Below are 25,820 nucleotides of genomic sequence, written 5' to 3' on the forward strand. Positions count from 1 at the left end.
GGACGACATGCGGATAGTAGTTTTCGGTGCTGGGGCGATGGGCGGCGCCCTGGGGGCGAGGCTCATCGAGGCCGGCCATGATGTGATGCTGGTCGACATCGATCGTGCCCGCGTCTCAGCAATCAACCGGGATGGGGTTCGGCTCGAGGAGGACGGCAGCGAACGGGTGGTGAAAGTTCCCGCCACGGCCGAGATCGCGGAGGTCGGCGAAGCCGAACTGGCCATCGTCTTCGTGAAATCGCAGTTCTCCGGCGACGTGGCTCGTGCAGCGAAACCGCTCGCCGAAGCGGGCACGGTGTTCTTGACATTGCAGAACGGCCTGGGCAACGCCGAAGCCATCGCAGCCGAGGTCGGCGCTGCACAGGTGCTGGCGGGAGTCACCTATGACTCTGCGATCCTCGACGATGACGGGCTGGTGCGTCTGACGAACAAGGGCGCCACCTATGTCGGTGAACTCGAGGGGCTCGCGAGCGAGAGGGTCGACGGGGTGATCGCCGCGTTCCGGGACGCCGGGATGGACGCACATCCGACCGATGACGCGGCTGGACTCCTCTGGGGCAAGGCGCTGGTGAACTGCGTGTTCAACGCGACGTGCGCGATCACAGGCTTTCGGTCCGGCGAGATCGGCGAGTTTCCGCTCGCTCTGGAATGGGCGGAGCGGGTGGCAGCCGAAACGGCGAGCGTCGCCGCCGCCAACGGGATCACGCTCCCCTACGAGGATGCGGTGGAACGGGTCCGCACGGTGGCGAAGAACGCCGGTGCGTCCAAGCCTTCGATGCTCCAGGATGTTGAGAAAGGCCGAATCACCGAGGTGGAACACATCAACGGCGCCGTCGCGCGCGCGGGACGTCGAGTCGGTGTGCCGACACCGTACAACGATGCCCTCACCACACTGGTGGGGATGATCGACGCGAAGAACGCCGCCGCCCGGAGCCGGCCATGACCGTCTCCCGTGTCTCTGATCTCGTGCTTCGGGAGTTCTTGGCAGCGGCATTGCAGGCACTCGGACTGTCACGGGCTGATGCGACCACGGTCGCTGGGGCGATGGCGTTCGCCGACCGTCGTGGAATCGCTTCGCATGGCCTCGCTCTGCTGCCGTACTACGCGGGCCTGATCGAGCGCGGCGTCAATCCGCTTGGTCGTCCGGTCATCTCTCGAGACCAGGGCTCGGTGCTCGTCATCGACGGCGGGAACTCGCTCGGCCACGTGGCCGCGGATTTCGCGGTCGCTGCTGCGATTGATCGGGCGGCGTCAACCGGGGTGGGTGTCGCTGCCATCGGGGGAAGTAGCCATTGCGGTGCAATGTCTGCCTATGCCACCCGGGCACTCGAGCGCGGGATGATCGGGTTCGCAACGACGAACGCCATGCCCACCATGGCCCCCTCGGGCGGCATGTCACGCATCGTCGGTATGAACCCGCTCGCGGTCGCCATCCCCGCCGGCGAGGAAGAGGCTTTCGTTCTCGATGCGTCGCTCGCTGCAGCAGCGCGCGGCAAGATCGTCGTCAGAGCACAGGAGGGGGAGGCGCTTCCACCGGGCTGGGCGCTGGATGTCAAAGGACGGCCGACGACCGATCCGGCCGCGGCACTCGCAGGGCTGCTGGTTCCGATCGGTGGTCCGAAGGGAGTAGGGCTGGCGATGGTGATGGGCATCCTGTCTTCGCTGCTCTCCGGTGCTGCATACGGCACCGAGCTGGGATCGCTCGAGTCCGGACCGGAGCCGGGCCGCGACGGCCATTTCATGATGGTGCTCGACATCGCCGCGTTCACCGATCGTGATGCGTTCGGCAACCGTATGGACTCGGTGATACGACAGATCCGCGCATGTCCCCCGGCCGACGGTGCGCAGGTACGAGTACCCGGTGACCGGGCGAGGGAAGCAGAGGAGGCGGCAATCAAGGGGGGGATTCCGATACCTGACTCGACCCTCGCCAACGCCGATGCGCTCGCGGAGCGACTCGGTCTGGATCCCGTGATCCGGGAGGTCGCCGCATGATCGAGCTGCCGTATGGAGCCGAGCAGTCCTTCCGTCCTCACCATGCAGACATCAACGTGATCGGCTCGTTCCTGGGCGCCCTGCCCGTACGTTCGGCCACATGGCAGCTCAACAGCGGAGCCTCACACCCGTTCTGGGTGGAACCGGACGACGGGTCCTCGATCGATTTTTCTTACCAGTACAAGACAGACAGCGTCTCGCGGCTGCGGCTGCCGTACGCGGGCGACTTCAACGTCGAGATCCCTACGGATCATCGAGCGCTTCGCGCCGGATCGAACGACCTGACACTGCGGGTCGTCGATGCGGACGGGGTGGAGTCCGAAACCACGATCCAGTTGACATGGAGCGCGAAGCTTCCGGAGCGGGAGATCCGCCTGGACGACCTCTCAGGAATCCGTTCGCCGCAGCAGCTCGGGCAGGTCGTGAATGGTCGGTGGGATGTTGATCCCATCCTGAACGTCGTTCGAACGCGCGGTCCAGTTTCGCCTGACTCATTGCTGCTGCTCGGGCCGGCCCAGGCGAGTCAGGAGGCCGAGTATCAATTCCGCTACTTCGACGGTTCGAGATCGAAGTACATCGGGCTCAGTGACTTCTTCGTCGGGCACGAGTTCGAGCGCCCGGCGATCCCGATCAAGCCCGGATGGTCGACCGCGGGACTAGCCACCTCCCGGCCACGTGGCGAAGGTGCATGGGAGACACGGCTCTGGATCGCGGATGGCGATCGCCCGGGGTGGCGTCCGAGCTCGGCCGAGGAGGAGCCGGCCGGTGGTCGGATCCACTTGGTGCGGACCGATCCCGCGGTCTACTTCGAGTTCACGCCCCGAAGGTGGTACCACGTTCGGCACCGCCTCGAGGTCGCGAAGCAGCGCGTAAGGGCGAGCTTGCGGGTGTGGCCGGTCGGCAGCACTGAACCCGATGCGTGGCTGTGCGACGAGAGCGATGTGGCGCTCGACAAATACCGGCATGCGTCGTTCGGGCTCTTCCAGCACTCGGGACTGCCGAGCGAGTGGCGTTCCATCCACCTGCGTCCCCTCGGCTGAGTTGTTCCCGCGGGCACGTCGACACACACCCAACTAGACATATCTATACACGTACATATAGCATGAGACGGGAGGTAAGCGGAGTGAGTACGACGGTAATCGACGACCGAATCGAGGGTCTGGGCGACGAACTCGTGGTCCCGCACGCCGACCGAGCGATGGCGGAACGGCTGTACCTGCAGATGCTACGCATCCGCGAGTTCGAGGAGCGTGTCAACGTGTTGTTCCTGGCCGGTCACATCCCCGGCACCATCCACCTCTCGTTGGGACAGGAGGCATGCGCGGCCGGTGCCTGCGACGCTCTCAAGGAACGAGACTGGGTCACGATCACTCATCGTGGTCACGGACAGGCGCTCGCCAAGGGTGTCTCTGCCGGATCCCTCATGGCCGAGCTGTTTGCACGCGAGGGTGGCTGCTGTCGAGGGTTCGGCGGCTCACTTCATGTGGGTGACATCTCCGTCGGCGCGGTGCCGGCAATCGCGATCGTCGGTGCGTCGGTGCCGATATCGGCGGGGATCGCGCACGCCTTCAAGACCGCGGGGGAGGGGCGCGTCTCGCTCTGCTTCACGGGGGACGGTGCGGTAGGCGAAGGTGATTGGCACGAGGGCATGAATCTCGCGGCCGTGTGGCAACTGCCCGTGATCTATCTCTGCGAGAACAACCAGTACTCGATCAGCACCCGCGTCGATCGTATGTACCGCAACGACGACCTCGCCGCCCGTGCTGCCTCGTACGGCATCCGGTCCATCACGATCGACGGCAACAACCCCTTCGCCGTTCGTGCCGCGGTCAAGGAAGAGGTCGATCGGATCCGGGGGGGCGACGGTGGACCTGCCTTCATTGAATGCCTCACGTATCGCCAAGGTGGGCACAAGCGCGACGACCCGGGTACCTACCGCCCACGCGAAGAGGTCGATCTCTGGCTAGCCCGCGATCCGGTGCTCAGGATGGAGCGTGCGATCCGCCGCGAATTCGGCGATTCCGTCGCGGACGGCATCGCCGCCGACGTCACGGCCGAGATCGATACTGCGGTCGAGTTCGCCATGGCGAGCCCGAAGGCGACGGGAGCGATTGCCTCGTGAGCACCACCGTCATCTCCGCGCTTCGCCAGGCTGTCACAGACGAGATGCGCGCCGACAAGCGAGTCTTCATGATGGGTGAGGACATCGGAATCGGCGGCTCGTTCCACCTGTCGCTGGGGCTGCTCGAGGAGTTCGGTGCGGAGCGAATTCGGGACACACCGGTGTCCGAAGCCGGATTCGTCGGTCTCGCGATCGGGGCGGCCATCGGCGGCATGCGTCCCCTCGTCGATTTCCAGTACGGCGATTTCCTGTTGCCTGCCGCCGACCAGATCATTCAGCAGGCCGCAAAGATGTACACGATGTCCGGCGGGAGCGTCGGTGTGCCGATCGTGCTCCATGCCCCGACCGGTGCATCGGGCCGCGGGGCCCAGCACGCTAACTCCATCGAGAACGTCTTCGCGGGAATCCCCGGCCTCATCGTCGCCGCACCGTCGACCCCGTACGACGCCAAGGGCTGCATGACGACCGCGTTGCGCCACGATCACCCCGTGCTCGTGGTCAGCCACAAATACCTCTACGGGACCAAGGGGCGGGCTCTTGTCGACGGGCATGACGTCGTACAGGAGGTTCCGTCTGAGCCGTACACGGTGCCGATCGGTCAGGCGGCCTTCCGGTCGCGCGGCAAAGACATCACGATCGTCGGCAGCCTGCTTATGTCGCACAGAGCACAGACGGCCGCGGCCGAACTCGCTAAGGACGGTATCGAGGCGGAAGTCATCGACATGAGATGGCTCGCGCCCCTGGATATCGACAGCGTTCTGGAGTCGGTCGAACGCACGGGCCGGCTTCTCGTCGTCGAGGAGGGGGCAGCGCACGGCGGGTGGGGCTCGGCTGTAATCGCCGGAGTCGCCGTGAAGGGTCTGCACCTGCTGGACGCGCCGGTCGGCCATCTCGCCGGAGCCGCGGTTCCCCTCCCCGCAGCACCGCATCTTGAGCCGGAGTACGTGCCCACCGCGGCACTCATCGAAGCCCACGCGCGCCGGTTGGTCGTGGATGGGTGGAGCGATGTCTGATGTCGTCATTCCCGACGTCGGCGAGGGCGGGATGGACATCGTGTTGTCGCGGTGGTTCGTCACCGCGGGAGATTGGGTCGAGCCCGGCGATGACCTCTTCGAATTGGACACGGCGAAGGCGAACGTCTCGGTTCAAGCTTTCGCCTCCGGTCGTGTCGAATCACTAACCGTCGCGGAGGGCGACGAGGTAGAGCGCGGCCAGGTGGTGGCCGTTCTGCGCGACGGAGAAACTGTCGGTGGCGTCAGCGCCGTCAGCGCCGGCCCGCCCTCCGCGGCGGCTGGGTCGCCGAAACCTGCGGCAGGGGATCCTCCGGAAGCAGGGTCTCCGGCTTCCCCGCGCCACGCCCGCCCCACTTCGCCGAAGCAGAAGTTTCAAGCGAACCGGGCGCAGGGCAACAACGCACAGCCGAGTCCCGTCCCCCCGTCGCCGGGCCGTGCCAGCAAAGAGCCTGAGCCGGCCCCGCTCGGGGGAGCACATCGCCGGGCGACGGCGGCGTCGGCGATCGCAAGCTGGGTGCAGACCCCTCATGTCGTGGCCACGGCGCGCGTCGGTCGATCGTGGGACCTGAACGGTCTGATCTCGTCGCTCGCGGGTGTGCTCTTGGCGCGGCCGGGACTCGGCGTCCGCTGGGACGGCATCCAAGCGATACGGCGCGAGGAGCAGGGGATCGGAATCCTCTGGGCAACGGAGCGGGGTCTGGTGCAAACCTGCATCACCGCCGATGAGGCCGCTACTCAGACGGCGCGCGCTGTCGAGGCTGCTGCGGAGAGAGGCGAGCGTGGACGTTTGCGTCCCTCGGATCATGGGATGCGTGCGATCAACGTCCAATGGATCGAATCGGACGCGATCGAGAGTGTGAGCCCGGTGCTGCCATCGGGCGACTCGCTCATGCTGTGTGTGGTGCATTCCCGGGCGCGCACCCTGCTGTGCCTGGCTGCGGACCAGCGGTGTATCGACGTGGACTCGGTCGCCGAGCTCCTGGATGCTCTGTCTGCGATCGGAGAAGGACGCTGATGACCGAAATCACCCGGATCACAATCGAGACCGATCGCCCCTATCAGGCGACGGATGTCACCGATCTCGTGATGCGTGCGGTGCCGGCGGGGCACCCCGCCGTCGTGGTGAGTGTGCCCCACACCACGTGCGCCCTGTTTCTGAGCGAGGTCGACGATGAGCTCCTCCGTGACCTCGAGCGCGTCGGTGAAACCCTTCTCGGACAGTTCGAGCCGTTCACCCACGCTCGCAACGGCATCGCCAACGGCGCTGCGCACATCGTCTCGAGCATCTTCGGCACGTCCGTCGTCCTGACAGTCGGGGACGGCACGCTTCAACTCGGTCGATATCAGCGAATAGTCCTGCTCGAGCTGGACGGACCGAAACAGCGCCTGCTGGAAGTCCAGGAGATCAGGGCTTGATCTGGAGCTGTACGTCTCCGGGTTCGCCGGTCGCAAGAGCGAAAGAGAATCGGTCGCCCCGGTAGTGCGCCTCGGTGTAGCGCTGAATCTCGCCGCTTGCATTGATGCCCACGCCTCGCACCCGCAACACAGCGGCGCCGAGCTCGCATTCCAGGGCCGACGCGACATCCGGAGTGGCCTCGACCGCTTCCACGTGATCGCGGGCGATCGTCACAGATCGTCCCAGAGACGTCATGGCGGCGTTAAGGCTGCCGGTGAGGTCTGTATCGAGCACGGAGATGAGACTCGCGGGCAACCAGCTCTCGTGCAGAGCGGCCGGTGACCCGTCGATGCACCGGATCCGCCGTACCCCGACGACGGGGCTCCCCGGTTCCACGTTCATCGCATGGGCGACTCCGGCGGGCGCGCGCTGAAGGCTGGCATCGACCACCGTGGTCTCGACCCGGTGGCCGCGTGCCTCCATGCTCGCTGAGAAGCTCAGCTGGGTTGAGAGGCCGTATGAGATCCGCCGATCGTTGACGAACGTTCCCTTGCCCTGGCTGCGGAACAAGAGACCTTCGCGCACCAGGCTCTCGATGGCTTTGCGAGCGGTCATGCGGCTCACAGAGAAGGAGGACGCGATCTCGGTCTCGGAGTCAATCTGAGTCTGCGGGGGGAGTTCCCCCGATGCGATGCGCTCGCGGAGGTGCTGCTCGATCTGGCTGTACAGCGGCACCGGTGATCGCCGCACGCCTCCTGGCGCGGTAGACATCCCAACTCCCTCGGTCTAGACGTGGCTGGACACACGATATTCGACCATCTTATGGACGGGATACCGCTATACATGAACAATCATGAGTATACAATTAAGCATGAGTCGAACATGGCGAGTTGTGATCGGATCGGATGCTGCCGGCTTCGCCTACAAGGAAGCGTTGAAGGCAGACCTCGAGGTTGATCCGCGGGTCTCAGAGGTCATCGACGTCGGGGTCGCCGCGTCCGGTGAGGCAAATTACCCTGCGGTCGCCATCTCGGCCGCGGAGACCATCCGGGAGGGCTTGGCTGATCGCGGCCTCCTTGTCTGCGGAACGGGTCTGGGCGTCGCGATCGCCGCGAACAAGGTCGAGGGCATACGCGCCGTGACCGCGCACGACAGCTTCAGTGTCGAGCGCAGCGTGCTCAGCAATGATGCGCAAGTGCTGACGTTCGGCCAGCGCGTGATCGGGCTCGAGCTTGCCCGTCGGTTGGCTCACGAGTGGCTCGGATACGAGTTCGACCCGTCCTCGGCGTCGGCGCCGAAGGTCGCAGAGATCGTCGAGTACGAACGCTCTAGCTGACCGCAATCCGGTACGTGACGCCGAGCGAGTCGCCGGGTTCGAGAACGGCGATGCCCCCCGGCTCGGATCGTTCGCGACGTCCATGGCCATCGACGGCGTGGGTCTGCGGCTCGATCGCTACGCCGCCCAAGTCGCCGATCGCCGCCAGAACGACGTGATCCGCGGTAGCCGTGAAGGAGAACGTGACCTGAATGCCATCCGGTCGATCAAGGCGGATTTGCTGTTCGGTGAGCCCCGTCCAGCATTCGTCGATCCCGTTGCGCGGATTGCCGCTCGACCGAAGGTCGCGATCACCCGCGACCGCGATCGGCGGCCCCACCGGACTTTCTCCGGACGACGGGTAGACCAGGTCGGCGGGAAGCGCGACATCGAGCCCGTTCGGGGCGGCGAACCAGGGGTGGATGCCGAGCCCTGCCGGCATCCGGGTCACCCCGGTGTTCTCCAGCGAGAGCTCGAGGGACATCGTGGCCCCGTCGACCACGAATTCCTGCCGAGCCCGGTACGGCCACGGGAAGCCTGCGTCGCCGGCGTCCAAGAATTCGAGCACCTCCGAGCCGATCGCGCGCCAAGGTGCCGCGAGCGCTCGCCCGTGTACCGCGAAGGTGTCGAGGTTCAGCGGCTGCCGATGGGCGGCTCCCTCGAACCAGAGTTCTCCGAAGGGGATGCGATTGCACCACGGCACCATCGGGTACGAGCCCCAGAGCAGCGGCTCGGCCACATGGCTATTCACGTCATCCGGGGTGCGCAGCAAGTCAGCGCCTCCGACACGGATCGCGTGAATCCGGCCACCGATATCCGGCAGCAACTCCACCTCAAGGCCGCCTCCTGGCGCCCGGAGTGCATGCGGCCCCGCCATGTTCAGAACCCCAGCAGTCGAGGAAGGAAGAGGGTGACGGGTGGAAGGTACGTGATCACCAGGAGGGCGGCGGAGAGCGGCACGAAGGTCGGCAGCGTGCCACGGATGACTGTCTTCAGACTGAGCCCGGTCGCGGAACTCAGCGCGAACAGGATGAGGCCGACAGGAGGAGTGACAAGTCCGATCAACAGGTTGAAAATCATAACCACACCGAAATGAAGCGGGTCGATGCCGAACTCGATCGCCACCGGCAGCAACACCGGGGTGAGGATCAGGAGCCCGGCGGCCGGCTCCAGCACGGTGCCCGCGATGAGCAGGAAGACATTCACGATAAGCAGGAAGATCACAGGGTTGTCCGTCAGGGTGGTGAGGGCTTCCGCGATCACGCGCGGCCCGCCTTCCAGTGCCACCACGTAGCCGAACACCGCCGAAGTGCCGACGATCAGCAGTGCAGCGCCCGTCGTCTCGGCTGCGCTAACCGTGGTTTGCCATAGTGCCTTGAACGTGAGCTTCCGGGTGACGAAGCCAAGGAGCAACATGTAGGCCACGGCGACAGCGGCGGACTCCGTCGGGGTGAACACGCCGCCCAGGATCCCGCCGACCAGGATCACGGGGGCGACAAGTCCGGGAAGCGCGAGGAGTGCGGCCCTGGCCACCTGGCGTGGGGTGGCCCGTTCATTGCGGAGATCGTCGCGCTTCCGCATCCGCCACCAGACGTAGGCGACCAGGCCAAGGGTGATGACCAACGCCGGCCCTATCCCCGCGATGAGCATGCCGCCGAGCGATACCCCTGCAGTGAGCGCATAGAGCACCGCCGGAATGCTCGGAGGAAGAACTGGACCGATGAGCGACGATGCCGCCGTGAGGCCGACCGCGAACTGCGGGTCGTAGCCGTGTCGCTTCATGGCCGTCACCTCGAGCTTGCCGAGGCCGGCCGCGTCTGCGACTGCGGTCCCGCTCATCCAGGCGAAGCCGAAGCTCGCCGCGACGTTCACGTAGGCGAGACTCCCACGCAGTCTCGCCAGCGCAGCCTGGGCGAATCCGTACACGCGGTCAGTAACGCCCGAATCGTTCGCAAGACCGCCCATCACCACGTACAGCGGGACGGCGACGAGCAGGAAGCTGTCGAGAGAGCCGAGGATCTTTGGCGCGGCCTGCTCGATTGTCGGCGCGCCAGGAAGCAGAAAGTACACCAGCGACGGGATCAGAAGCGCCAACCAGACCGGGATGCGGACGGCCAGTAGCACCAGCACGCCGAGGACGACCAACAGCAGGATCACAGCAGCACCTCGTCAGTGCTGTCGCCGAACTGCGCGAGCACATCTGCGTCGCTCAACCGCGCGTCCGCGATCATCCCGGCGATCGCGTGCACCGTCATCAAGGCGAACCCGACACCCAACGCTGCGACGACGGCCGCCATCGGGAGCTCGAGCACGGTTGAGATGCGTTTCGACCATCGCTCCATCATCGAGATGGAGAGCACTGCCATGAGGGCGCAAGTGGCGGCGACGACCGCACCGACTGCGATGAGGACGATCCGGGACGGGCGGGGACCCAGGCGCACGGTGATGTGCACCGCTATGTGGCGACGCCTTCCCATGACTAGCGCTGCCGCTATGAACGTCAGCCAGATGAGGCTGTAGCGCGCGAGCTCATCGGTCCAGGGAAGCGGTGCTCGGAGGGCGTACCGGAATACGACCTGTAAGAGTACCGTCACCAGCATCGCCCCGACGATGAGGACGCAGGCCACCGTCTCCGTACGCTCGATTGCGTCGAGCGCACGGGCGGCTCGCGATCCCCGCCCGTCCGGATGCTGCACTAGCTGGTCTCGCGGATCCGCTGGTACAACTCGGAGAACGCCGGCCCATCAGGACCGGTAAAGTACTCGAGCGCCGCTTCCTGGAACGCATCGCGGTCGACCTCGACGACCTCGATCGGCGGATCAGCCGAGTTCTGCCACTCCTCGAGCACGGTCGTCTCCTGCTCTTCGATGCAGACCCGGACATTGGCCGCCGCCGTGCGAACGGCGTCGTCGAGTGCTTGCTGCTGCGTGGCCGACAAACCCTGCCAGACGTCCTCGCTGATCAGCACCGACCCGAACTGAGGCACGTGAGCGGTCAGCATGAGGTAGTCCTGCACTTCCTGGAACTTCGCCGCAACGATGTTCGGAATAGGATTCTCCTGGCTGTCGACGACCCCCTGGCTGAGCGCCAGATACAGCTCGCCGAAGTTGATCGGCGTCGGGTTCGCACCGAGCGACGAGATGTTGGCGAAGCTCGCCGGAGTGTCCTGAGCCCGCATCGATAGCCCGACCAGGTCGGCTGGGGTCTCGATCTTCTTGTTCGCCGTCACGTACCGGGTTCCGATGTACCAGAGGTCGCCGAGAACGTGGACATTGGCCTCGTCGATCGCACCCTGTTTGAGCTCGGCACCGATCTCGCCGTTCCAGACCTCCAGACCGTGATCGACGTCGTCGAAGACGAAGAACGCCTCGAGGACACCGAAATCCGGGTACAAGCCGGAGACGCTGCCGACACCGGGGATGGTCATGTCAAGCGTGCCCTGCGACACGCTGTCCACCATCTCCTCGTTTGTTCCGAGCTGACCGCCCGGGAACACCTCGATGTCGAGCTTCGCCTCGTCGTTTTCGGCGAGGATCTCCTGCACCTTCTCAATACCGCAGGTGTACCAGGCGTGATCCTCGTTGAGGACCAGACCCCACCGCAGTGTGACCGGGTCGGAGGTCTCCGCCGGTTCGGGGGTGGTACTACACGCCGATACGGCGAGCAACGACGTCATCGCGATGAACGCCAGAGCCCCTTTTCGGAAATGAAACACCGATCTTCCTTCCTGCCACGCCCGTCTCGACTCGCGCGAGGTCTTCTTCGCCGCTCGGGCCGATCAGCGGGCGCCATCGCACCGCGGCTTGGTACTCATGTATATACAGGAATAGCCAATGTGTCAATCGCCCGAGGGTGCCCCGAACCTTCCGAGCGCATGGCTCAACGGCGCGGTCGCTTCCACCGCACGCGTGTAAATGGCGAAGAGGTCGTCGTAGCACTGCGTCCACGCCGGTGCCGGACGCTCGACGGGTAGCGCTTCGACGTACGGCATGATGTCAGCACCGACAAGCCGCCCGGCGATCATTGCCGCCCCGATCGCCGGACCCTGCCGCGGCATCCGGGTCGCGTCGAGGTCGAGCGCGGCCACCAGGATCGATCTCCACAGGCCGCTCTCGAGCCCTCCGCCAGTCAGCACAGGCACCGTCAGATCGTGACCGAGGTCCCGGATGACACCGAGGCCTGTCCGAAGGCTCATCGCAACCCCCTCCATGACTGCCCGCGCCAGGTGACCGGGCCCGTGGTATCCGGTGAGCCCGAGGAAGGCCGCGCGCAGCTCGTGGTCCCAGTAGGGAGTCCGTTCGCCGTCGAGAAAGGGGAGGAACATGGCACCACCGGAGCCGGGCGGCACACTGGCGGCGGACTCTTCCACAAGGTGAACGAGTTCGGAGAGCGGCAATTCGGAGAACTCACCCAGCCCGACGAGTTGGCGCGCGATCCATGCGTGTGCGGTTGCCGCGGAGTTGGTGGCCGCGAGCACGTACCACAGACCCTCGTCCGCATGCGGGTAGATCAACAGTCTCGGGTCGGATGCGAGCCGGTCTGTGACAGCGACGACGGTTCCGGTGCTCGCGATCTTGATTAGACCAGTGCCCGACCGCCGGGCCCCGATCGAGACGAGCTCCGCAGCGGTGTCGGTCGCGCCAACGGCGACCGGGATTCCGGCGGGCACCCCGAGAGCGACCGCAACGTCAGGCAGAAGGTGCCCACCAATGTCGGAAGACGACAGGATCGGCGGCAGTCGGCCGCTGAGGTCCTCTGCGTCGACGATCTCAGACCACCAGTCGCGGACCGCCGGGTCGAAGAGGCCGGTGCCTGCGGCATCGGACGGGTCGGTCGCCGCGACGCCGGTCAGCACGAATCGGAGGTAGTCCTTCGCGGGGAGCACCCACTCGCACGCTTCCCACCTGTCGGGCTCGGTGTGGCGGATCCATCTCAGCTGGGGCAGGCTCCAGCCTGAACTCAACCGAACCAAGGTGCGGTCGAAATAGTCGGCATGGGCATCGAGAAGGGGCTGCACGTGCCGAGCCGGTCGCCGGTCCGACCAGAGCAGCACCGTGGACGGTTCACGACCGTCGCGGTGCGTCAGTACAACGTTGTGTGCAGGTGCGGTCACCGAGATCCCGATCAGCTTCGGTGAGTCGCTGAGAGATAGTACTTCGCGGACCGTCCCGACCATCGCGTCCACCCAGTCACCCGGGGATTGCGTGGCGCTGCCGTCCGATCCGCGCGTCGTTGGATAGGTGCGAGTGGACGATCCCAGCGCGGCGCCGTCGAGCGAGAGGAGCACGGTCTTGCACGCGCTGGTGCCAGCGTCGATGCCGAGGATGCTATCGCTCACCATTGGATTATACGTGTATAGTCAATCGCCTGTCCTGCAGGACGTAACTGGGACACTTGCTCATCGTGGCACGACGACTAGCCGGCCCGAAAGACCCGTACTCCAGTGTCCCCCCTGTGTACCCGTCAAACAGATGATGGTGTGTTTTCGGTGTTTCCAGGGGTCGCGAGCCGCCTGATGTCGGGCCTGATGCGGAAATCGAGGCCCTGCTAAGGTGGAGAACCCGCAAGGGTTCCGAGGGTTCAAATCCCTCCGTCTCCGCTCAAGAAATCTCCGGTCAAGAACCGCTTTCACCGACCGTTCCCTCGTCCGTCTCGCTGCCTTCTGCGTTCTCAGGAATGACCCGAGGGTCCTGCGCGATCATCGGCTCCCTCACCATCGGCTGGTACTTCCTCCCGGCGACACTCGTGGCGATTATCGCCGCCTGCATCCCGACCCGTCGCCGGGCGCGACGGGCGGAGTCGGGCGCATGAGTCGCCGCAAGCTTCGATCCTGGCTGATGTCAGCGTGCCGCCGTACGCCTGACACATGACTCCGAGGCTGGCGGACTACATCGAGGCGGGCTACTCGCTCACCCCGGACGAGCGCCTGGAGGCTGCTCGCATGCTTCGGCTCAGCGTGGACCAGGACGCCGACAGCGATCCGGCCGAGGTCGACGCTGCATGGCGTGATGAGATCGGTTCACGAGTCGATGACATCCTCGCGGGCAAGGTCGAGTTGGTCGACGCGGACGAGACCTACCGGATGCTGTCAGCCGAACTTGCGTCGAAGCGAAATCGTGATCGTCGCCTACGCCCACGAGCACGATGTCTGCACCATCTGCACACGTCGCAGACGCTGCTAAGGTGGCGAACCCGCAAGGGTTCCGAGGGTTCAAATCCCTCCGTCGTCACTCTCAGGTTCGGCGGTTTGCTGGCTCTCGTGGACTGGTTGGTACGGCTTTGAGAGGCGAACGCGCGCCGATCGAGCGCTGCGTATAGTCAGTGGATGCTGACTATTGCATCCCGTGCTGACGTGATGAACCGCCTGGGTCGTGCGATGGCCGATCCGACCCGTTCCCGCATCCTGCTGAGCCTGCTCGAGAGGCCGGGGTATCCGGCCGAGCTGTCCCGAGGGCTCGAGCTGACCCGCTCCAACGTCTCGAACCATCTTGCATGCTTGCGCGGCTGCGGGATCGTCGTCGCGACGCCCGAAGGTCGGCGAACCCGCTACGAGATTGCCGACCCGCACCTGACCCGGGCACTCTCATCGCTCCTGGATGCGGTGCTCGCGGTGGACGATGGGGTGGCCTGCACGGACGAGACCTGCGCCGTGCCGCTGTGCTGTGGAGCGGGCGCGTGAGCCGCGACTGCTGCGCGCCCGAAGAAGGGGTGGAGCCGCGGAAGCCCACCCCGGCCGGAAGCCGCGCCGCCCACGGGCTGGACGGCGAGGACGACGAGCACGACGAGCACGATCACGGTGGCAGCGAGGAGGTCGTGTCGTGGTGGCGTGATCGGCACCTGCTCCTGCCGATCGCGTCGGGAGTTCTGCTGGCCGGGGGATACGTGCTCGAGTGGTCGGGGGTCGACCTTCCCGCGACGATCGTGCTCGCCGTCAGTCTGCTCGCCGGCGCGGCGACGTTCGTCCCTGGTGCGGTCAAGCGCCTGTTGCACCGTCGTCTCGGTGTCGGTCTGCTCATGACTATCGCCGCAGCCGGCGCGGTGCTGCTCGGCCACATCGGGGAGGCGGCCGCGCTGGCCTTCCTGTTCTCCATCGCCGAAGCGCTCGAAGACCGGGCGATGGACAAGGCCCGCAATGGGTTGCGTGCCTTGTTGTCGCTGATCCCGGAGACCGCTACCGTCTCCAAGCTCTCCGGCGAGACGACCGTGCCGGCCAGCGAGCTGCGGGTTCTCGACATCCTCGTGATCCGTCCCGGCGATCGCGTCGCCACGGACGGGATCGTGGTCAGCGGTCGCAGCAGCATCGACGCCTCCGCGATCACGGGCGAATCCATCCCGGTCGAGGTCGGCCCGGGCGATCCAGTGCCGGCTGGTTCGATGAACGGAGGCGGATCGATCCAGCTCGAAGCCACCGCAGATGGCCGCGACAACTCCCTCACCAAGATCGTCGAGCTGGTCGAGCAGGCCAACGCGCGCAAGGGTGAACGCGCCCGCCTCGCGGACCGCATCGCCAAGCCGCTGGTCCCGGCCGTGCTGATCCTCGCGGGCTTGATCATCCTCTTCGGATTCATTGTGGGCGACCCGCTGCTCTGGACCGAGCGCGCCCTCGTGGTGCTCGTGGCCGCGTCCCCGTGCGCCTTGGCGATCGCCGTTCCGGTCACCGTCATCTCAGCAATCGGCGCGGCCAGCCGGTTCGGTGTCATCATCAAGTCCGGCGAGGCCTTCGAGCAGCTCGGTGCTGTCGAGCTCGTCGTCTTCGACAAGACCGGCACCTTGACCCGGGGGCGACCCGAGGTCGTCACCGTCGAGGCGGTCGACGACGACCAGCGCGACCGGGTCCTCGCAATCGCCGCGGGACTCGAATCACACAGCACCCATCCCCTCGCGACCGCCATCGTCACCGCGTCCCCGGATCCCGCGGCACTCGTCGACGTCACCGAGGAGCCCGGACGTGGGATCACCGGGACGCTTCACGGTCAAACCGCTCGGGTCGGCAGTCCCCGCTGGATCGGTCCCGGTGCGTTCGGCGAACGGGCGGCCTCGTTGGAGGAACAGGGAATGACGGTCGTCGTGGTCGAGCTCGGCGGAAAGGTCGTCGGCATTCTCGGCATCCGCGACGAACTCAAGCCCGAGGCAGCGGACACCATCCGACAACTCGCCGCCGTCGGCGTCGACACGGCGATGCTCACCGGCGACAACGCCCGCACCGCCCGCGCCCTGGCCCGCCAGGCGGGTATCACCGAAATGCACGCCGAGTTGCTGCCCGGCGACAAGGCGTCGGCGATCCAGACCTACTCGGCGACCCGCCGCACGGCGATGATCGGAGACGGCATCAACGACGCACCGGCGCTTGCGGCCGCCGATGTCGGGATCGCCATGGGGGTCAGTGGCTCCGACGTCGCGATCGAGTCCGCGTCTGTTGCCTTCACCGGCAACGACCTCCGGCTCATCCCTGCTGCTCTCCTGCACGCACGTCGAGGCCGCCGGATCATGACCGGGAACATCGTGCTCTCGCTCGCCATCATCGTCGCGCTGTTCCCGCTGGCTCTGCTCGGTGTTCTGGGTCTCGCCGGCGTCGTCCTCGTCCACGAGATCGCCGAGGTGGTGGTGATCCTGAACGGCGTCAGGGCGGCCCGCAGACCGCGGTCGCGGATGCCGCAAGGCTAGGGAGACGAGGCTCTGTGGCCCAGCGCCTCACGCGGCGACGAGCAACCCGGTGGCGAACATGAACCCGAGCCCGACGACGATTCCTCCTGCGGTGAGCGGAGTGAGCATGCGCCCCGCCTCGTCCGTCAGCCGGGGCAGGAGTTTGACGGCGACCTGGCCGACGGCGCCGGCGCCCACACCGAACAGGAGAGCCACGAGGTTGGGTTGGAGGGCTGTGCCACCCAGGATCGCGCCCACGATCGCGGGCGCGCCGGCGATGAGTCCCAGCAGTACGAGGAGACGCAGCCGGGGCCGTTCGGCCGCGAGCGGGGTGACGATGGCCAACCCCTCGGTGGTGTTGTGGATGGCGAATCCGATCACCAGGAACGCGCCGAGCGCGAGGGAACCGACGGCGTAGGCGGAGCCGATCGCCAAGCCTTCGCCGAAGTTGTGCAGGCCGATGCCGGTCGCGATGAGGAACGCCACTGTTCGGGCGGGCAGAGCCGCGTCGCGCATGCTCCCCACGCGGCGTCGGAGGATGATGCCCTCCACGCCTTCGAGGGTCAGGTAGGCGGCCAGCGCGCCGAGGAAGACGATGAGGCCACCCCCGAAGGCGGTGGTGCCCGCGACCAGTTCGAGTCCCTCGAGGGTGGCATCGATCGTGAGGAAGGCGAGCAGGCCGATGGTGAAGGCCATCAAGGCGCGAACCCAGGCTTTCGAGGACCGCCGCACGAACGGCATCCAGAGCAGGCCGATTCCGATCGGGATGACGCCGACGTAGACGCCGAGCAACGTCATCAAGCCGAAAAAGGATGCACCCCGCTCGGGGGTTGCGGCGGCGGCGACGATCTCGGCGCCGATCGTTCCGCCGGTCGACGTCACCAGCGTGATCTCGTACGGGTCACCCTCGACCCAGTCGTAGCTGATCGTGATGATGTCGGACTCCAGCCGGGCGAGTTCCTCGCGGGTCTGGGTGAACTGCGCGTAGTAGTCCGACACGTTGACCTGTGCGATCGATACCGGGTCGGCGCCCTCATTGCGGACGGTGAGCACGATCTGCCCGGGGTGAAGCTGGATGGTCTCGACCACGATCTCCTCTTGGGGGATGCGGTTCCCGTCACCGGTGACACCGGGTGCGTTAAGGAGGGTGAACAGCCCGATGAGCGTCGCGATGAGCACGAGCGGACCGATCCCGAGCAGCCAACGGGGCACCCGGCGAGGCGGAGGCCCATCGGACCGATCGGGACCCACATCTTTCGGCTCGGCCGTGATCGGGCCGGTCATTCGGTCACCTCGAAGAACCCGATCCAGCCGAGTTCGGCGAACTCGGTCTTGTGGGCATGGAACATGTACCGGCCGACGTAGGGAAACCGCAGTTCGAGCATGCCGCGCTGGCCCTGCACCTGCGAAACCGTGTCAGTGAACTCGCTCGGCGTGAGCATCGTGCCGGTCGGGTAGTAGTGGAAGAAGTTGGCGTGGAGGTGGAACGAGTTGATCGGGTCGTACTCCAGCACGTTGATCAGGTGGATGCGCACCAGCGCGCCCTTCTTGACCTTGACGGGGTTGTCCATGAAGTGGAACGGCAGCCCGTTGACCGAGTAGAACTCGTTGTTGTCGCCACCGTCGGTGTTGTAGCCGTTCATCACCATCACCATCTCGTCATCGGCCGGCTCGCGCCCGGCCTTCGGTTCGATGATGAAACCGCCGTACAACCCTTTGGCGATGTGGACAGCTAGCGGGGAGGTGTGGCAGTGGTAGAGATGGGTGCCGAACGGGGTGGCGTCGAACTCGTAGGTGAACGTCGACCCCGGCGCGATGTTCCCCGGTCCGACGCCGGGCGTGCCATCCATCTCCGCGGTGTGGACGCCGTGGAAGTGCATCGTGTGCGGGTGTGAGCTGGCATTCGTGAAGTGGATGCGCAGCGCGTCGCCCTCCTGCGCCCACAGTGTGGGCCCGGGTATCCTGCCGTTGTAGGTCCAGCCGGGAAAGATCACGCCCGGCGCGATCTCGAAGTCGCGGTCGAGCGCGGTGATCTCCCACTCACGCAGGATCCGGCCGTCGGGCAGCGTGCTCACCTGGCCCTTGTCGAAGTCCCGCAGAATCGCGGTCGGATCGATCCCCGCCCGATCGGGGGGAACGGAGCCGGTAGGGAACCCGGGGTGATCTGCGCGGTCCATTCCCATGGCGCCCTGATCCATCGCCGGCGCGTCACCGGCCCACGCCGGGCTGCCGAAGAGCGAAAGCGCCGGCACCGCCGCCACGGCACCGAGCAGCAGCCCTCGACGGCTGGTCACGAACGGGGGATTGTGCTCGACGGCCATGGCAACTCCTTCATGACGAATATAGAACTACGTCATGCCGAACACCATTCGATTGCGCACGCTAGCGCGACACCCACACCGCGGATGCCGCTGCGGCACCCAGCGTGATCGAATTCGGGCGACCCGCGACCCGGACAACGATCGCGCCGGAGTAGGGGTCGCCCGGGATGATGTCGAGTTCGGCATCCATCACCACACCCTCCGCGGCGAAATACTTCAACAGTTCGGGATCCGAGTCGGAGATCCGCGCCACCCGAACCGATGCTCCCGGCACCACTGCGACCAGCGGAATCGCTTCGGGGCGATGTGTCGTGCCGTCGGGCGATGGGATCGGATCACCGTGCGGATCCCGTGTCGGGTGACCGAGGAGCTCGTCGATCCGATCGACCATCAGATCCGACACCGCGTGTTCCAGGCGCTCGGCTTCGTCGTGGACCTCGTGCCAGCTATAGGCGAGCGTCTGTACCAGGAAGGTCTCGATCAGGCGATGCCTTCGCACCATCGCGACCGCGTGAGCGCGGCCCGCAGCCGTCAACTCGACCCGCCCATAGGGCGCGTGTTCGAGCAGACCTTGCTCCGTGAGTCTCCGCACGGCGTCTGACACCGAGGACAGCTTGAGGCCCACCCGTTCGCTGATCACCGAAGCGGTCACCGGGGAATCGGACCACTCCTGCAAGTTCCAGATCGCCTTCAGATAGTCCTGCGCGCTGGAGGACAGATCAGACGTGGACATCCGACAAGGGTAACGACCTCGACGCACCCGGCGGGTTCGCCGCATCCCACCTCCTCGACAGGGTGAGGCGCCCGAATGTGCATCCCAACGCCCGCAGCCTCAGCCGACACCGCATCAGCGGGATGGCTGGGCGAACTTTCAGTAACAGCGGGTAGCGTTCCGCATCACCGTACCCGAGGAGCTCCCATGAAATGCCCGATCGACGACGCGACCCTGGTGATGTCCGAACGGTCCGGGATCGAGATCGACTTTTGCCCGCAATGCCGCGGAGTGTGGCTTGATCGAGGCGAACTAGACAAGATCATTGACCGCTCCATCAGCACTTCGATCCCCGACGTCGCCCCGCGCGCTGAAGCATCCGGGCAATACCGCGAGCGAGGCGGGCACCATTCCGATTCGGGAGATCGCGGCGAATACCGCGGCAACCATGACCAATCCGGGCGTAAACGCCGGGGTGGCTGGTTGGGCGAGCTCTTCGACTGACGAGTCCTACGGAACGCGCCGGGAGCCGTCCCGACGGATGGCCAGCGGCTCTGGCCGAGGTCGGAGTCGGAGTCGAACCCAAGATCGCTGGGGCTGGCTAGCGCGCGGGTTGCACGGGGATCATGCCGCGTCGGCCGGAGGGGACTCCATCGGCACCAGGACGAGGTTCTCGTCTCGTTCGAAGTCGCCCTTCGGGTGCCGGTGGGCCATGGACTAGACAGCGAAGAGGAAGGGGAACTGCACAAGGATCGTGAGGAGGATCACGGCGTAGTTGGCGAGCACGGCGACCCACGCGAACGGGAACAGCTGTTCCCCGAGGCGGCGGGTGCGGTTGCCGAACAGGGTGCCGTGTTTCAGCCCCCAGGCCAGCAGGTACCACCACATGGGGATGGTGACGGCCCAGACGAGCATGCAGTAGGGGCACAGTACGCCAATGGCGTAGACGCTCTGCGTGTACAGCCACGTCACGAAGATCCATGCGCCGAACACGCCGAGGGTCAACAGCCTCCAGTACCAGGCGCCGAACCTGGCACCCGCGAGCAGGCCCGCGGCGACGGCGATCGGGGCCACGAAGCCGGCGACACCGAGGATCGGGTTGGGAAACCCGAGCACGGATGCCTGCCAGCGCTCGAAGAGAGCGCCGCACGAAACGAATGGGCTGAGGTCGCAGCTGAGAGCCTCGCCGGGGTTCTGAAGGTTGCGCAGACGCTCGACGAGCAAGATCACGGACGCTACCCAGCCGATCACACCCGTGACGAGCAGGACGATCGCGAGCGATGACATCGACCGGCGTGCCGGGAAGCCATCCTTGGTGGTATTCATTCGCCCTCCAGCTCTCGAGTACCGCTACCCCCGAGCCTACGGAATCGATTGCCGAGGAGGCGTCGTTCGCCGGTCAGAGGTGCATCTGCAATACTGTTCATATGTGCAATCAAACAGATGCCGGGAACTGCTGATGGGTGCCGGTCACACTCACTCACCCTCCAGCGCGGGCGGGAAGCATCGCCGCCCGCTGATCATCGCATTCGCGTTGACCGGCAGTTACATGCTGGTCGAGTTCATCGTCGGCTTCGCCGTCAACTCGCTCGCGCTGATTTCCGACGCCGCGCATATGGGCACCGATGTTCTCGGGCTCGGGATGGCGCTAGCGGCGATCACCCTGGCGAGCCGGCCCGCCACGTCACAGCGCACCTACGGGCTGTATCGCCTCGAAGTGTTGGCGGCGCTGGCTAACGGAATCCTGCTGTTCGCCGTGGCCGGCTATGTCCTCTTTGAGGCGGTGCAGCGGTTCAGTGAGCCACCGCAGATCCCCGGCGTGCCGTTGCTGGTGGTGTCGAGCATCGGGCTGGTCATCAACCTCGTCAGCTTCCGATTGCTGATGGCGGGGTCCAAGGAGAGTCTGAACGTGAAGGGCGCCTACCTCGAGGTTCTCGCCGACCTATTGGGGTCGGTCGGGGTGATCGTGGCGGCGATCGTGTTGCTGACGACCGGGTGGGCCTACGCCGATCCGATCATCGGCGTGGGCATCGGATTGTTCATCCTGCCGCGTACCTGGAAGCTGACCCGGCAGGCGTTGCGGATTCTGCTCGAGGTCGCCCCACCCGGCATCGACATGGAGGAGCTGCGCGCCGCGGTGCTCGCCGTCGACGGCGTGGTCGAGGTTCACGATCTTCACGTGTGGACGATCACCTCCGGGATGGAATCCGCGAGCGGTCACGTCGTCGTCGCCGATCGTGACTATCGGAGCGTCCTTGAGGAGGTGCGGATCGTGCTGCGGGACCGGTACCACATCGAGCATGTGACGATCCAGTGCGAGCCGGCAGCCTTCGACGAGCCCACCAACCTGGTTTGATCAGGTAGAACGAGTAGCGTGAGGATCATGGACAAGATCGGCTCGGGGGGGCGAGACAGCGCAGCGTTGCGGGGTGTTCATCCGGAACAGGTCGAGGAGGTCCGCGCGAGCATGCCGGGCATCGCCGACATCACCGATCTGGCCGACGTGTTCAGCCTTCTCGGCGACCCTGGCCGCGTTCGCATCCTGATCGCCCTGTTGGCCGGGCGGATGGCGGTGCGGGACATCGCCGCCGTGGTCGACCTGAGTGAGTCGGCCGTCTCGCACGCTCTGCGTCTGCTGCGCGCCCACCGGGTCGTCGATGTCACGCGTGACGGCCGGAACGCGTATTACGCGCTGGCCGACTCGCATGTGCGGATCCTGCTCGAGCTGGGCCTGGAGCACGTGGGACACACGGTGCTGCTGCATCCGGCGAACGAGCCCGGCCTCGACGAGCGTTCGGGACACGACGGCCCGCACTCGGCCCATTAGGTTGAGTCCGGTGACCCCGACCCTCATGTTGCGCGTCGCGACCGTTCCGCGGCCTGCTGTGCTGATTCGACTGGTCACCATCGGCGTGACGCTCGTGCTGGTGATGCTGGTGGTGCTGGGCGTGCACCACGTGCAAACCTCCCAGGGTGAAAGCGGCCACCCGGTTCTCACGGAATTCGGCACCGCGCATCAACCGGTCGCCGAACCCGACGCCGACGCACCCGAGATCGCACTCGCCGAGCAGACCGCGATGGGCCAGGCTGGCGGTTGCACGGCGCTGATCATCTGCGGGGTGTCGGGCCTTGCTCTGCTGGTGGTCGGTGCCTGGCGGGCGGACCTATTTCGACGTCTCGGCATTGCGGCTCCGCCCCTGCGCGCCATCGTCATCGCCGCTGCGCCCACCGCGCTCGGAGTCGGCGCGCCTCCCGGCCTGATCGCTCTCTCCATCAGTCGCACTTAGGCCGGCCCCGGCACACAAAGGCTCGCGGCGCTGTGCCGCCGTCGTGCTCGTGCCGCTGTCCCCCGCGCCCCGATCACGCTCGGGTGCGCTCGACCTGATGTCCGAATGAGCTTGGAGAGAGCCCGCATGAACACCAATGTCAAAGTCGCCATCGCTTTCAGTGGCGCGATCGTCCTTATCGTGGTCGGCTTCCTTGTCGCCGCGATCCTGCAAGCACCACAATCCCGCGATCCCGAAACGGGCTCTACCCCGGGGGCCGCGCCTGCCGCCGCGATCCGGGACGACACTCACATCCTGGATGACGCCGGCGACGGCGCGGTCACGGTGGTGGAGTTCCTTGATTTCGAATGCGAGGCGTGCGGCGCCTTCTACCCGGTGGTGGAGGACCTTCGCGAGGAGTTCTCCGGCCGGGTGACCTTCGCCTTCCGCTACTTCCCGCTGCCCGGGCACGGCAACTCAAAGAACGCCGCGATCGCCGTCGAGGCCGCCGCGCAACAGGGGCAGCTGGAGGCGATGTACACCCGGATGTTCGAGACGCAATCCGAGTGGGGCGAGGCGCAGGAATCACGGGCACCGCTCTTCCGGCAGTTCGCCGACGAGCTCGGGCTGGACCTTGCCGAATTTGACGCCGCCGTTGCGGACCCGGCGACCCTGGAACGGGTGGAGTCCGACTTCGACGAGGGGGTCGCACTGGGCGTGGGTTCCACCCCGACCTTCTTCGTCAACGACCGAATGGTGCAGCTGACCTCCTTCGAGGACCTGCGCGCGGCGATCGAAGCGGAGCTGGGCCGGTGACACCGCCGCGAGACATCGCCGCTGGAGACGCTCTGGATGAAGCGAGTGATCGTCGTGGGCGTCGACCATGACGCGGAGCGGTCTGGCGGGCGGAGCGGCAGGGGTTGTCGTGGCAGCTTCTGTACTGCTATCGCCCACCGGGTGTTCGCGGTCGACGACGGAGGCGAGCCGATCGGCTTCACGGGGCAGACCGACACCGAGGAGACGATCAGCGCGGCGCAGTATCGCGGTGAGTTGCTCGTCGTGAACTTCACCGTCTCATCGGCTCCTTCACAACGGTGATCTGAACGTGATCGCCCCACCAGAGCAGCCCCGGGCGCCCTTCGGCGCGCGTCTGGACGTCTGCGCCGACCAAGGATGCCGTCTGGCAGAAGGAGAACGCCGGATGAAGAAAGTCTCCCCGTCGTGAATGAGGACTGGGCGATCATTCCCGATGCTCCACCGGACATCGGGGAATTCCTCGCGCTGAATCTCCAGCCGCTCCCCGTCATCCCCGTGATCGGGGTGGTGCTGGCTGGACTGTATTTGCTGGGCGCCGTCCGGCTCTGGTCGACCGGCCGGCGCTGGTCGATAGGCCGGGCGGTCATCTTCCTGCTCGGGTGCGTGGTGATGGTCCTGGTCACCGGCCTCGGGGTCGAAGGCTACGGGTACGTGATGTTCTCGGTGTTCATGTTCCAGCAGCTGACCCTGATGATGCTGATCCCTCCGCTGTTGGTGCTCGGCTCCCCGGGAACCCTGTTGCTGCGCGCGACGCCGCACCTGGGCTGGGGACGCGTGGCGTTGCGGCTGGCCCTCTGGGGGCTTCGCAGCCGGGTGGGCAGATGGCTGCTGCATCCGGCCTTCGCCGTCCCGCTGTTCCTGTTCTTCTTCTACGGGCTCTACCTGGCCGGCCTGGCGGACCCGATCCTCGCGCTCCCGCTGGGCCATCTCGGTTTGGAACTCGGCTTCCTCGCCGCGGGCGTGCTGTTCACCATCCCTATCCTCAGTAGTGACCCCCTTCCGATCCGAATGTCCTACCCGGCGCGGATCATCGACCTCGCGGCCGAGGTCGCCCTGCACGCATTCTTCGGGGTGTTCATCATGGTCAGCCCCTCGCTCATCCTGGACTCTTTTGCGAGCCCGCCGCTCTCGCTCGGTATCGACCCCCTCGCCGATCAGGGCGTTGCCGGCGGGCTTGCCTGGTCCTACGGCGAGGGTCCCACTGTGCTCATGCTGCTCTACATCCTGCACCGCTGGTTCCGCGACGACACTTCGAAAGCCGCCGCCGCCGACCGGCGGGCCGCCCGGGAGGGCGATCCCGACCTGGACGCCTACAACGAGTACCTAACGCAACTGCGACAACGCGATCAGCAACGGCCCCCATCGGGCACGCCGTGATAAGGCCGCGCCCCGTCAAAGAGGATATCCACCCTCTGCCCCGCGATCTTCCGCGCCGACCGGGCCGACCGTCCCGCCCGCAGTCCGGTCGAGATCGCTCACGATGAGAGAGAGTAATCAGAAGATTTGGAGATCCAATGAATGTCCCATCCGCTCGTCCCCGTCGCCGCACCATCGTGGGCGTCGCCCTGGTCATCGGCCTGGTCCTCGCGGTTCCGGCCCCGGCGGCAGCACACGAGGGCCTCGTGTCCAGCTCTCCGGCGGCGGGCAGCACCGTTATCGCACCGCCGGAGACCGTGTCGTTGGGCTTCAGTGACGAACTGCTCGACATCGGCGACTCCAATGGGGCGTTCGCCATCCAGGTGATCGGACCGGATGAGCTCTTCTACAACCGGGGCTGCGTGCAACGGCAGGGGTCGACCGCTTCGACAGCGACCGTCATGGGAGAGTCGGGCACCTATCGGGTCATCTGGCAGGTCATCTCTGCGGACGGCCATCCCACTTCCGACTCCTTCGACTTCGTGTACCAGAAGCCCACCGACGAGATCCCGACCGAGGGTGCTGCCACCGCGCCGTGTCGACCCGGCGACAGCATCCCTCCCGGCGATGGTGCGGACGACGCGGCTGGAAGGGAGAGTTCGGAGCAGGGTGGCGAGGACCTTACGTTCACGGGCATCTGGATCGTCGGCGGCGGACTGGTCGCCTTCCTCGTCCTGTGCGCCATCGTTGTGGCCGTGATCGGTGCCCGCAGTCGCCGCCGACACCAACCCTTCGATCAGCGGTCGCTCGATGAGCGGCAGCCCGAATGACGCGGACGACGGCGGCCATCCGGGGCAACGGCCCG

Annotated in this window: 30 protein-coding genes; 20 read left to right on the plus strand and 10 right to left on the minus strand. The window is 66.1% G+C overall.

All coding sequences use genetic code 11. The annotated features are described in order from the left end of the window. Positions 1–7: 7 nt before the first annotated feature. The 7 genes from WBL06_RS04875 to WBL06_RS04905 all read left to right on the plus strand — a co-directional run bounded on the left by WBL06_RS04875 (position 8) and on the right by WBL06_RS04905 (position 6,546). The gene (locus tag WBL06_RS04875; protein ID WP_424454846.1) at positions 8–943 is read left to right on the plus strand and encodes a ketopantoate reductase family protein; all 936 of its coding nucleotides are present in this window, start codon (positions 8–10) and stop codon (positions 941–943) included. Next, positions 940–1,995, plus strand: a complete 1,056-nt coding sequence (locus tag WBL06_RS04880) for an Ldh family oxidoreductase (protein WP_424454847.1) — start codon at positions 940–942, stop codon at positions 1,993–1,995. Before WBL06_RS04875 ends, WBL06_RS04880 begins: the two co-directional genes overlap by 4 nt. Next, the gene (locus tag WBL06_RS04885; RefSeq protein WP_424454848.1) at positions 1,992–3,035 is read left to right on the plus strand and encodes a hypothetical protein; all 1,044 of its coding nucleotides are present in this window, start codon (positions 1,992–1,994) and stop codon (positions 3,033–3,035) included. Before WBL06_RS04880 ends, WBL06_RS04885 begins: the two co-directional genes overlap by 4 nt. Before the next feature lie 134 nt (positions 3,036–3,169). Then, positions 3,170–4,117 (plus strand): thiamine pyrophosphate-dependent dehydrogenase E1 component subunit alpha, encoded by a 948-nt coding sequence (locus WBL06_RS04890; protein ID WP_424454849.1) that lies wholly within the window; start codon positions 3,170–3,172, stop codon positions 4,115–4,117. Next, entirely contained in the window at positions 4,114–5,130 is a 1,017-nt protein-coding gene (locus WBL06_RS04895; protein WP_424454850.1) for an alpha-ketoacid dehydrogenase subunit beta, read from the plus strand. The genes WBL06_RS04890 and WBL06_RS04895 overlap by 4 nt, the downstream gene beginning before the upstream one ends. After that, on the plus strand, positions 5,123–6,145 hold the full coding sequence (locus WBL06_RS04900; RefSeq protein ID WP_424454851.1) for a biotin/lipoyl-containing protein: 1,023 nt from the start codon (positions 5,123–5,125) through the stop codon (positions 6,143–6,145). Before WBL06_RS04895 ends, WBL06_RS04900 begins: the two co-directional genes overlap by 8 nt. Continuing rightward, positions 6,145–6,546, plus strand: coding sequence for a YjbQ family protein (locus tag WBL06_RS04905; protein WP_424454852.1), 402 nt, complete (start codon positions 6,145–6,147; stop codon positions 6,544–6,546). The genes WBL06_RS04900 and WBL06_RS04905 overlap by 1 nt, the downstream gene beginning before the upstream one ends. Here the strand turns inward: WBL06_RS04905 and WBL06_RS04910 are convergent. Continuing rightward, the gene (locus WBL06_RS04910) at positions 6,536–7,297 is read right to left on the minus strand and encodes a GntR family transcriptional regulator (protein ID WP_424454853.1); all 762 of its coding nucleotides are present in this window, start codon (positions 7,295–7,297) and stop codon (positions 6,536–6,538) included. The two genes, WBL06_RS04905 and WBL06_RS04910, sit on opposite strands and share 11 nt — an antisense overlap. A 100-nt stretch (positions 7,298–7,397) precedes the next feature. Between WBL06_RS04910 and WBL06_RS04915 the strand changes: the two genes are divergently transcribed. After that, positions 7,398–7,862, plus strand: coding sequence for a ribose-5-phosphate isomerase (locus tag WBL06_RS04915; RefSeq protein ID WP_424454854.1), 465 nt, complete (start codon positions 7,398–7,400; stop codon positions 7,860–7,862). On the opposite strand, the gene WBL06_RS04920 is transcribed toward WBL06_RS04915, so the two are convergent. The 5 genes from WBL06_RS04920 to WBL06_RS04940 all read right to left on the minus strand — a co-directional run bounded on the left by WBL06_RS04920 (position 7,855) and on the right by WBL06_RS04940 (position 13,179). Further along, entirely contained in the window at positions 7,855–8,718 is an 864-nt protein-coding gene (locus tag WBL06_RS04920; RefSeq protein ID WP_424454855.1) for a hypothetical protein, read from the minus strand. The two genes, WBL06_RS04915 and WBL06_RS04920, sit on opposite strands and share 8 nt — an antisense overlap. Before the next feature lie 2 nt (positions 8,719–8,720). Next, entirely contained in the window at positions 8,721–9,998 is a 1,278-nt protein-coding gene (locus WBL06_RS04925) for a TRAP transporter large permease (protein ID WP_424454856.1), read from the minus strand. Then, the gene (locus WBL06_RS04930; RefSeq protein ID WP_424454857.1) at positions 9,995–10,468 is read right to left on the minus strand and encodes a TRAP transporter small permease; all 474 of its coding nucleotides are present in this window, start codon (positions 10,466–10,468) and stop codon (positions 9,995–9,997) included. Before WBL06_RS04930 ends, WBL06_RS04925 begins: the two co-directional genes overlap by 4 nt. 68 nt (positions 10,469–10,536) lie before the next feature. Further along, positions 10,537–11,556, minus strand: a complete 1,020-nt coding sequence (locus tag WBL06_RS04935; protein WP_424454858.1) for a DctP family TRAP transporter solute-binding subunit — start codon at positions 11,554–11,556, stop codon at positions 10,537–10,539. Positions 11,557–11,679: 123 nt separating this feature from the next. Further along, a complete protein-coding gene (locus WBL06_RS04940) occupies positions 11,680–13,179 on the minus strand; it encodes a xylulokinase (protein ID WP_424454859.1) in 1,500 nt (499 codons plus the stop codon). Positions 13,180–13,517: 338 nt separating this feature from the next. Between WBL06_RS04940 and WBL06_RS04945 the strand changes: the two genes are divergently transcribed. Genes WBL06_RS04945 through WBL06_RS04960 form a run of 4 tightly spaced genes read left to right on the plus strand, consistent with a single transcriptional unit; the run spans position 13,518 to position 16,505 of the window. Next, on the plus strand, positions 13,518–13,652 hold the full coding sequence (locus WBL06_RS04945; RefSeq protein ID WP_424454860.1) for a hypothetical protein: 135 nt from the start codon (positions 13,518–13,520) through the stop codon (positions 13,650–13,652). Between the two features lie 55 nt (positions 13,653–13,707). Beyond that, a complete protein-coding gene (locus tag WBL06_RS04950; RefSeq protein ID WP_424454861.1) occupies positions 13,708–14,124 on the plus strand; it encodes an addiction module protein in 417 nt (138 codons plus the stop codon). Positions 14,125–14,166: 42 nt separating this feature from the next. Continuing rightward, positions 14,167–14,520: a Cd(II)/Pb(II)-sensing metalloregulatory transcriptional regulator CmtR gene (cmtR, locus tag WBL06_RS04955; protein ID WP_424454862.1), complete on the plus strand. Its 354-nt coding sequence runs from the start codon at positions 14,167–14,169 to the stop codon at positions 14,518–14,520. Then, entirely contained in the window at positions 14,517–16,505 is a 1,989-nt protein-coding gene (locus tag WBL06_RS04960) for a heavy metal translocating P-type ATPase (RefSeq protein WP_424454863.1), read from the plus strand. Before cmtR ends, WBL06_RS04960 begins: the two co-directional genes overlap by 4 nt. A 27-nt stretch (positions 16,506–16,532) precedes the next feature. Here the strand turns inward: WBL06_RS04960 and WBL06_RS04965 are convergent, their stop codons facing one another. From WBL06_RS04965 to WBL06_RS04975, 3 genes are all read right to left on the minus strand, one after another. Further along, positions 16,533–17,696, minus strand: coding sequence for a ZIP family metal transporter (locus tag WBL06_RS04965; protein WP_424454864.1), 1,164 nt, complete (start codon positions 17,694–17,696; stop codon positions 16,533–16,535). A 68-nt stretch (positions 17,697–17,764) separates the two neighbouring features. Next, entirely contained in the window at positions 17,765–18,805 is a 1,041-nt protein-coding gene (locus WBL06_RS04970; protein ID WP_424454865.1) for a multicopper oxidase domain-containing protein, read from the minus strand. Positions 18,806–18,866: 61 nt separating this feature from the next. Further along, a complete protein-coding gene (locus tag WBL06_RS04975; RefSeq protein WP_424454866.1) occupies positions 18,867–19,538 on the minus strand; it encodes a metal-dependent transcriptional regulator in 672 nt (223 codons plus the stop codon). Between the two features lie 186 nt (positions 19,539–19,724). Between WBL06_RS04975 and WBL06_RS04980 the strand changes: the two genes are divergently transcribed. Continuing rightward, entirely contained in the window at positions 19,725–20,021 is a 297-nt protein-coding gene (locus WBL06_RS04980) for a zf-TFIIB domain-containing protein (RefSeq protein WP_424454867.1), read from the plus strand. A 213-nt stretch (positions 20,022–20,234) separates the two neighbouring features. Here WBL06_RS04980 and WBL06_RS04985 read toward each other — a convergent pair whose 3' ends face one another. Then, positions 20,235–20,843, minus strand: a complete 609-nt coding sequence (locus tag WBL06_RS04985; RefSeq protein WP_424454868.1) for a vitamin K epoxide reductase family protein — start codon at positions 20,841–20,843, stop codon at positions 20,235–20,237. Positions 20,844–20,976: 133 nt separating this feature from the next. Between WBL06_RS04985 and WBL06_RS04990 the strand changes: the two genes are divergently transcribed. The 7 genes from WBL06_RS04990 (at position 20,977) to WBL06_RS05020 (ending at position 25,785) form a co-directional block, all read left to right on the plus strand. Continuing rightward, the gene (locus WBL06_RS04990) at positions 20,977–21,873 is read left to right on the plus strand and encodes a cation diffusion facilitator family transporter (RefSeq protein WP_424454953.1); all 897 of its coding nucleotides are present in this window, start codon (positions 20,977–20,979) and stop codon (positions 21,871–21,873) included. A 27-nt stretch (positions 21,874–21,900) separates the two neighbouring features. Further along, positions 21,901–22,344 carry an ArsR/SmtB family transcription factor gene (locus tag WBL06_RS04995; protein WP_424454869.1) on the plus strand — a complete coding sequence of 148 codons (444 nt, stop codon included), beginning with the start codon at positions 21,901–21,903 and terminating at the stop codon, positions 22,342–22,344. Positions 22,345–22,354: 10 nt separating this feature from the next. Continuing rightward, positions 22,355–22,804 (plus strand): hypothetical protein, encoded by a 450-nt coding sequence (locus tag WBL06_RS05000; RefSeq protein ID WP_424454870.1) that lies wholly within the window; start codon positions 22,355–22,357, stop codon positions 22,802–22,804. 126 nt (positions 22,805–22,930) lie between these two features. After that, positions 22,931–23,599: a DsbA family protein gene (locus WBL06_RS05005; protein WP_424454871.1), complete on the plus strand. Its 669-nt coding sequence runs from the start codon at positions 22,931–22,933 to the stop codon at positions 23,597–23,599. Positions 23,600–23,740: 141 nt separating this feature from the next. After that, entirely contained in the window at positions 23,741–23,881 is a 141-nt protein-coding gene (locus tag WBL06_RS05010; RefSeq protein ID WP_424454872.1) for a hypothetical protein, read from the plus strand. Positions 23,882–24,004: 123 nt separating this feature from the next. Continuing rightward, positions 24,005–24,976: a cytochrome c oxidase assembly protein gene (locus tag WBL06_RS05015; RefSeq protein WP_424454873.1), complete on the plus strand. Its 972-nt coding sequence runs from the start codon at positions 24,005–24,007 to the stop codon at positions 24,974–24,976. A gap of 137 nt (positions 24,977–25,113) precedes the next feature. Then, positions 25,114–25,785 (plus strand): copper resistance CopC family protein, encoded by a 672-nt coding sequence (locus WBL06_RS05020; protein WP_424454874.1) that lies wholly within the window; start codon positions 25,114–25,116, stop codon positions 25,783–25,785. The last annotated feature ends 35 nt before the right edge of the window (positions 25,786–25,820 follow it).

Source organism: Pseudolysinimonas sp., from assembly GCF_049651805.1.
Taxonomy (GTDB): domain Bacteria; phylum Actinomycetota; class Actinomycetes; order Actinomycetales; family Microbacteriaceae; genus Pseudolysinimonas_A.

Bases quoted from the DNA above. Each gene is read 5' to 3' on its own strand.
- WBL06_RS04875 (WP_424454846.1), top strand. From the start codon at position 8: ATGCGGATAGTAGTTTTCGGTGCTGGGGCGATGGGCGGCGCCCTGGGG.
- WBL06_RS04880 (WP_424454847.1), top strand. From the start codon at position 940: ATGACCGTCTCCCGTGTCTCTGATCTCGTGCTTCGGGAGTTCTTGGCA.
- WBL06_RS04885 (WP_424454848.1), top strand. From the start codon at position 1,992: ATGATCGAGCTGCCGTATGGAGCCGAGCAGTCCTTCCGTCCTCACCAT.
- WBL06_RS04900 (WP_424454851.1), top strand. From the start codon at position 5,123: ATGTCTGATGTCGTCATTCCCGACGTCGGCGAGGGCGGGATGGACATC.
- WBL06_RS04905 (WP_424454852.1), top strand. From the start codon at position 6,145: ATGACCGAAATCACCCGGATCACAATCGAGACCGATCGCCCCTATCAG.
- WBL06_RS04910 (WP_424454853.1), bottom strand. From the start codon at position 7,297: ATGTCTACCGCGCCAGGAGGCGTGCGGCGATCACCGGTGCCGCTGTAC.
- WBL06_RS04915 (WP_424454854.1), top strand. From the start codon at position 7,398: ATGAGTCGAACATGGCGAGTTGTGATCGGATCGGATGCTGCCGGCTTC.
- WBL06_RS04920 (WP_424454855.1), bottom strand. From the start codon at position 8,718: ATGGCGGGGCCGCATGCACTCCGGGCGCCAGGAGGCGGCCTTGAGGTG.
- WBL06_RS04945 (WP_424454860.1), top strand. From the start codon at position 13,518: ATGACCCGAGGGTCCTGCGCGATCATCGGCTCCCTCACCATCGGCTGG.
- WBL06_RS04950 (WP_424454861.1), top strand. From the start codon at position 13,708: ATGACTCCGAGGCTGGCGGACTACATCGAGGCGGGCTACTCGCTCACC.
- cmtR (WP_424454862.1), top strand. From the start codon at position 14,167: ATGCTGACTATTGCATCCCGTGCTGACGTGATGAACCGCCTGGGTCGT.
- WBL06_RS04970 (WP_424454865.1), bottom strand. From the start codon at position 18,805: ATGGCCGTCGAGCACAATCCCCCGTTCGTGACCAGCCGTCGAGGGCTG.
- WBL06_RS04975 (WP_424454866.1), bottom strand. From the start codon at position 19,538: ATGTCCACGTCTGATCTGTCCTCCAGCGCGCAGGACTATCTGAAGGCG.
- WBL06_RS04980 (WP_424454867.1), top strand. From the start codon at position 19,725: ATGAAATGCCCGATCGACGACGCGACCCTGGTGATGTCCGAACGGTCC.
- WBL06_RS04985 (WP_424454868.1), bottom strand. From the start codon at position 20,843: ATGAATACCACCAAGGATGGCTTCCCGGCACGCCGGTCGATGTCATCG.
- WBL06_RS04990 (WP_424454953.1), top strand. From the start codon at position 20,977: ATGGGTGCCGGTCACACTCACTCACCCTCCAGCGCGGGCGGGAAGCAT.
- WBL06_RS04995 (WP_424454869.1), top strand. From the start codon at position 21,901: ATGGACAAGATCGGCTCGGGGGGGCGAGACAGCGCAGCGTTGCGGGGT.
- WBL06_RS05005 (WP_424454871.1), top strand. From the start codon at position 22,931: ATGAACACCAATGTCAAAGTCGCCATCGCTTTCAGTGGCGCGATCGTC.
- WBL06_RS05020 (WP_424454874.1), top strand. From the start codon at position 25,114: ATGAATGTCCCATCCGCTCGTCCCCGTCGCCGCACCATCGTGGGCGTC.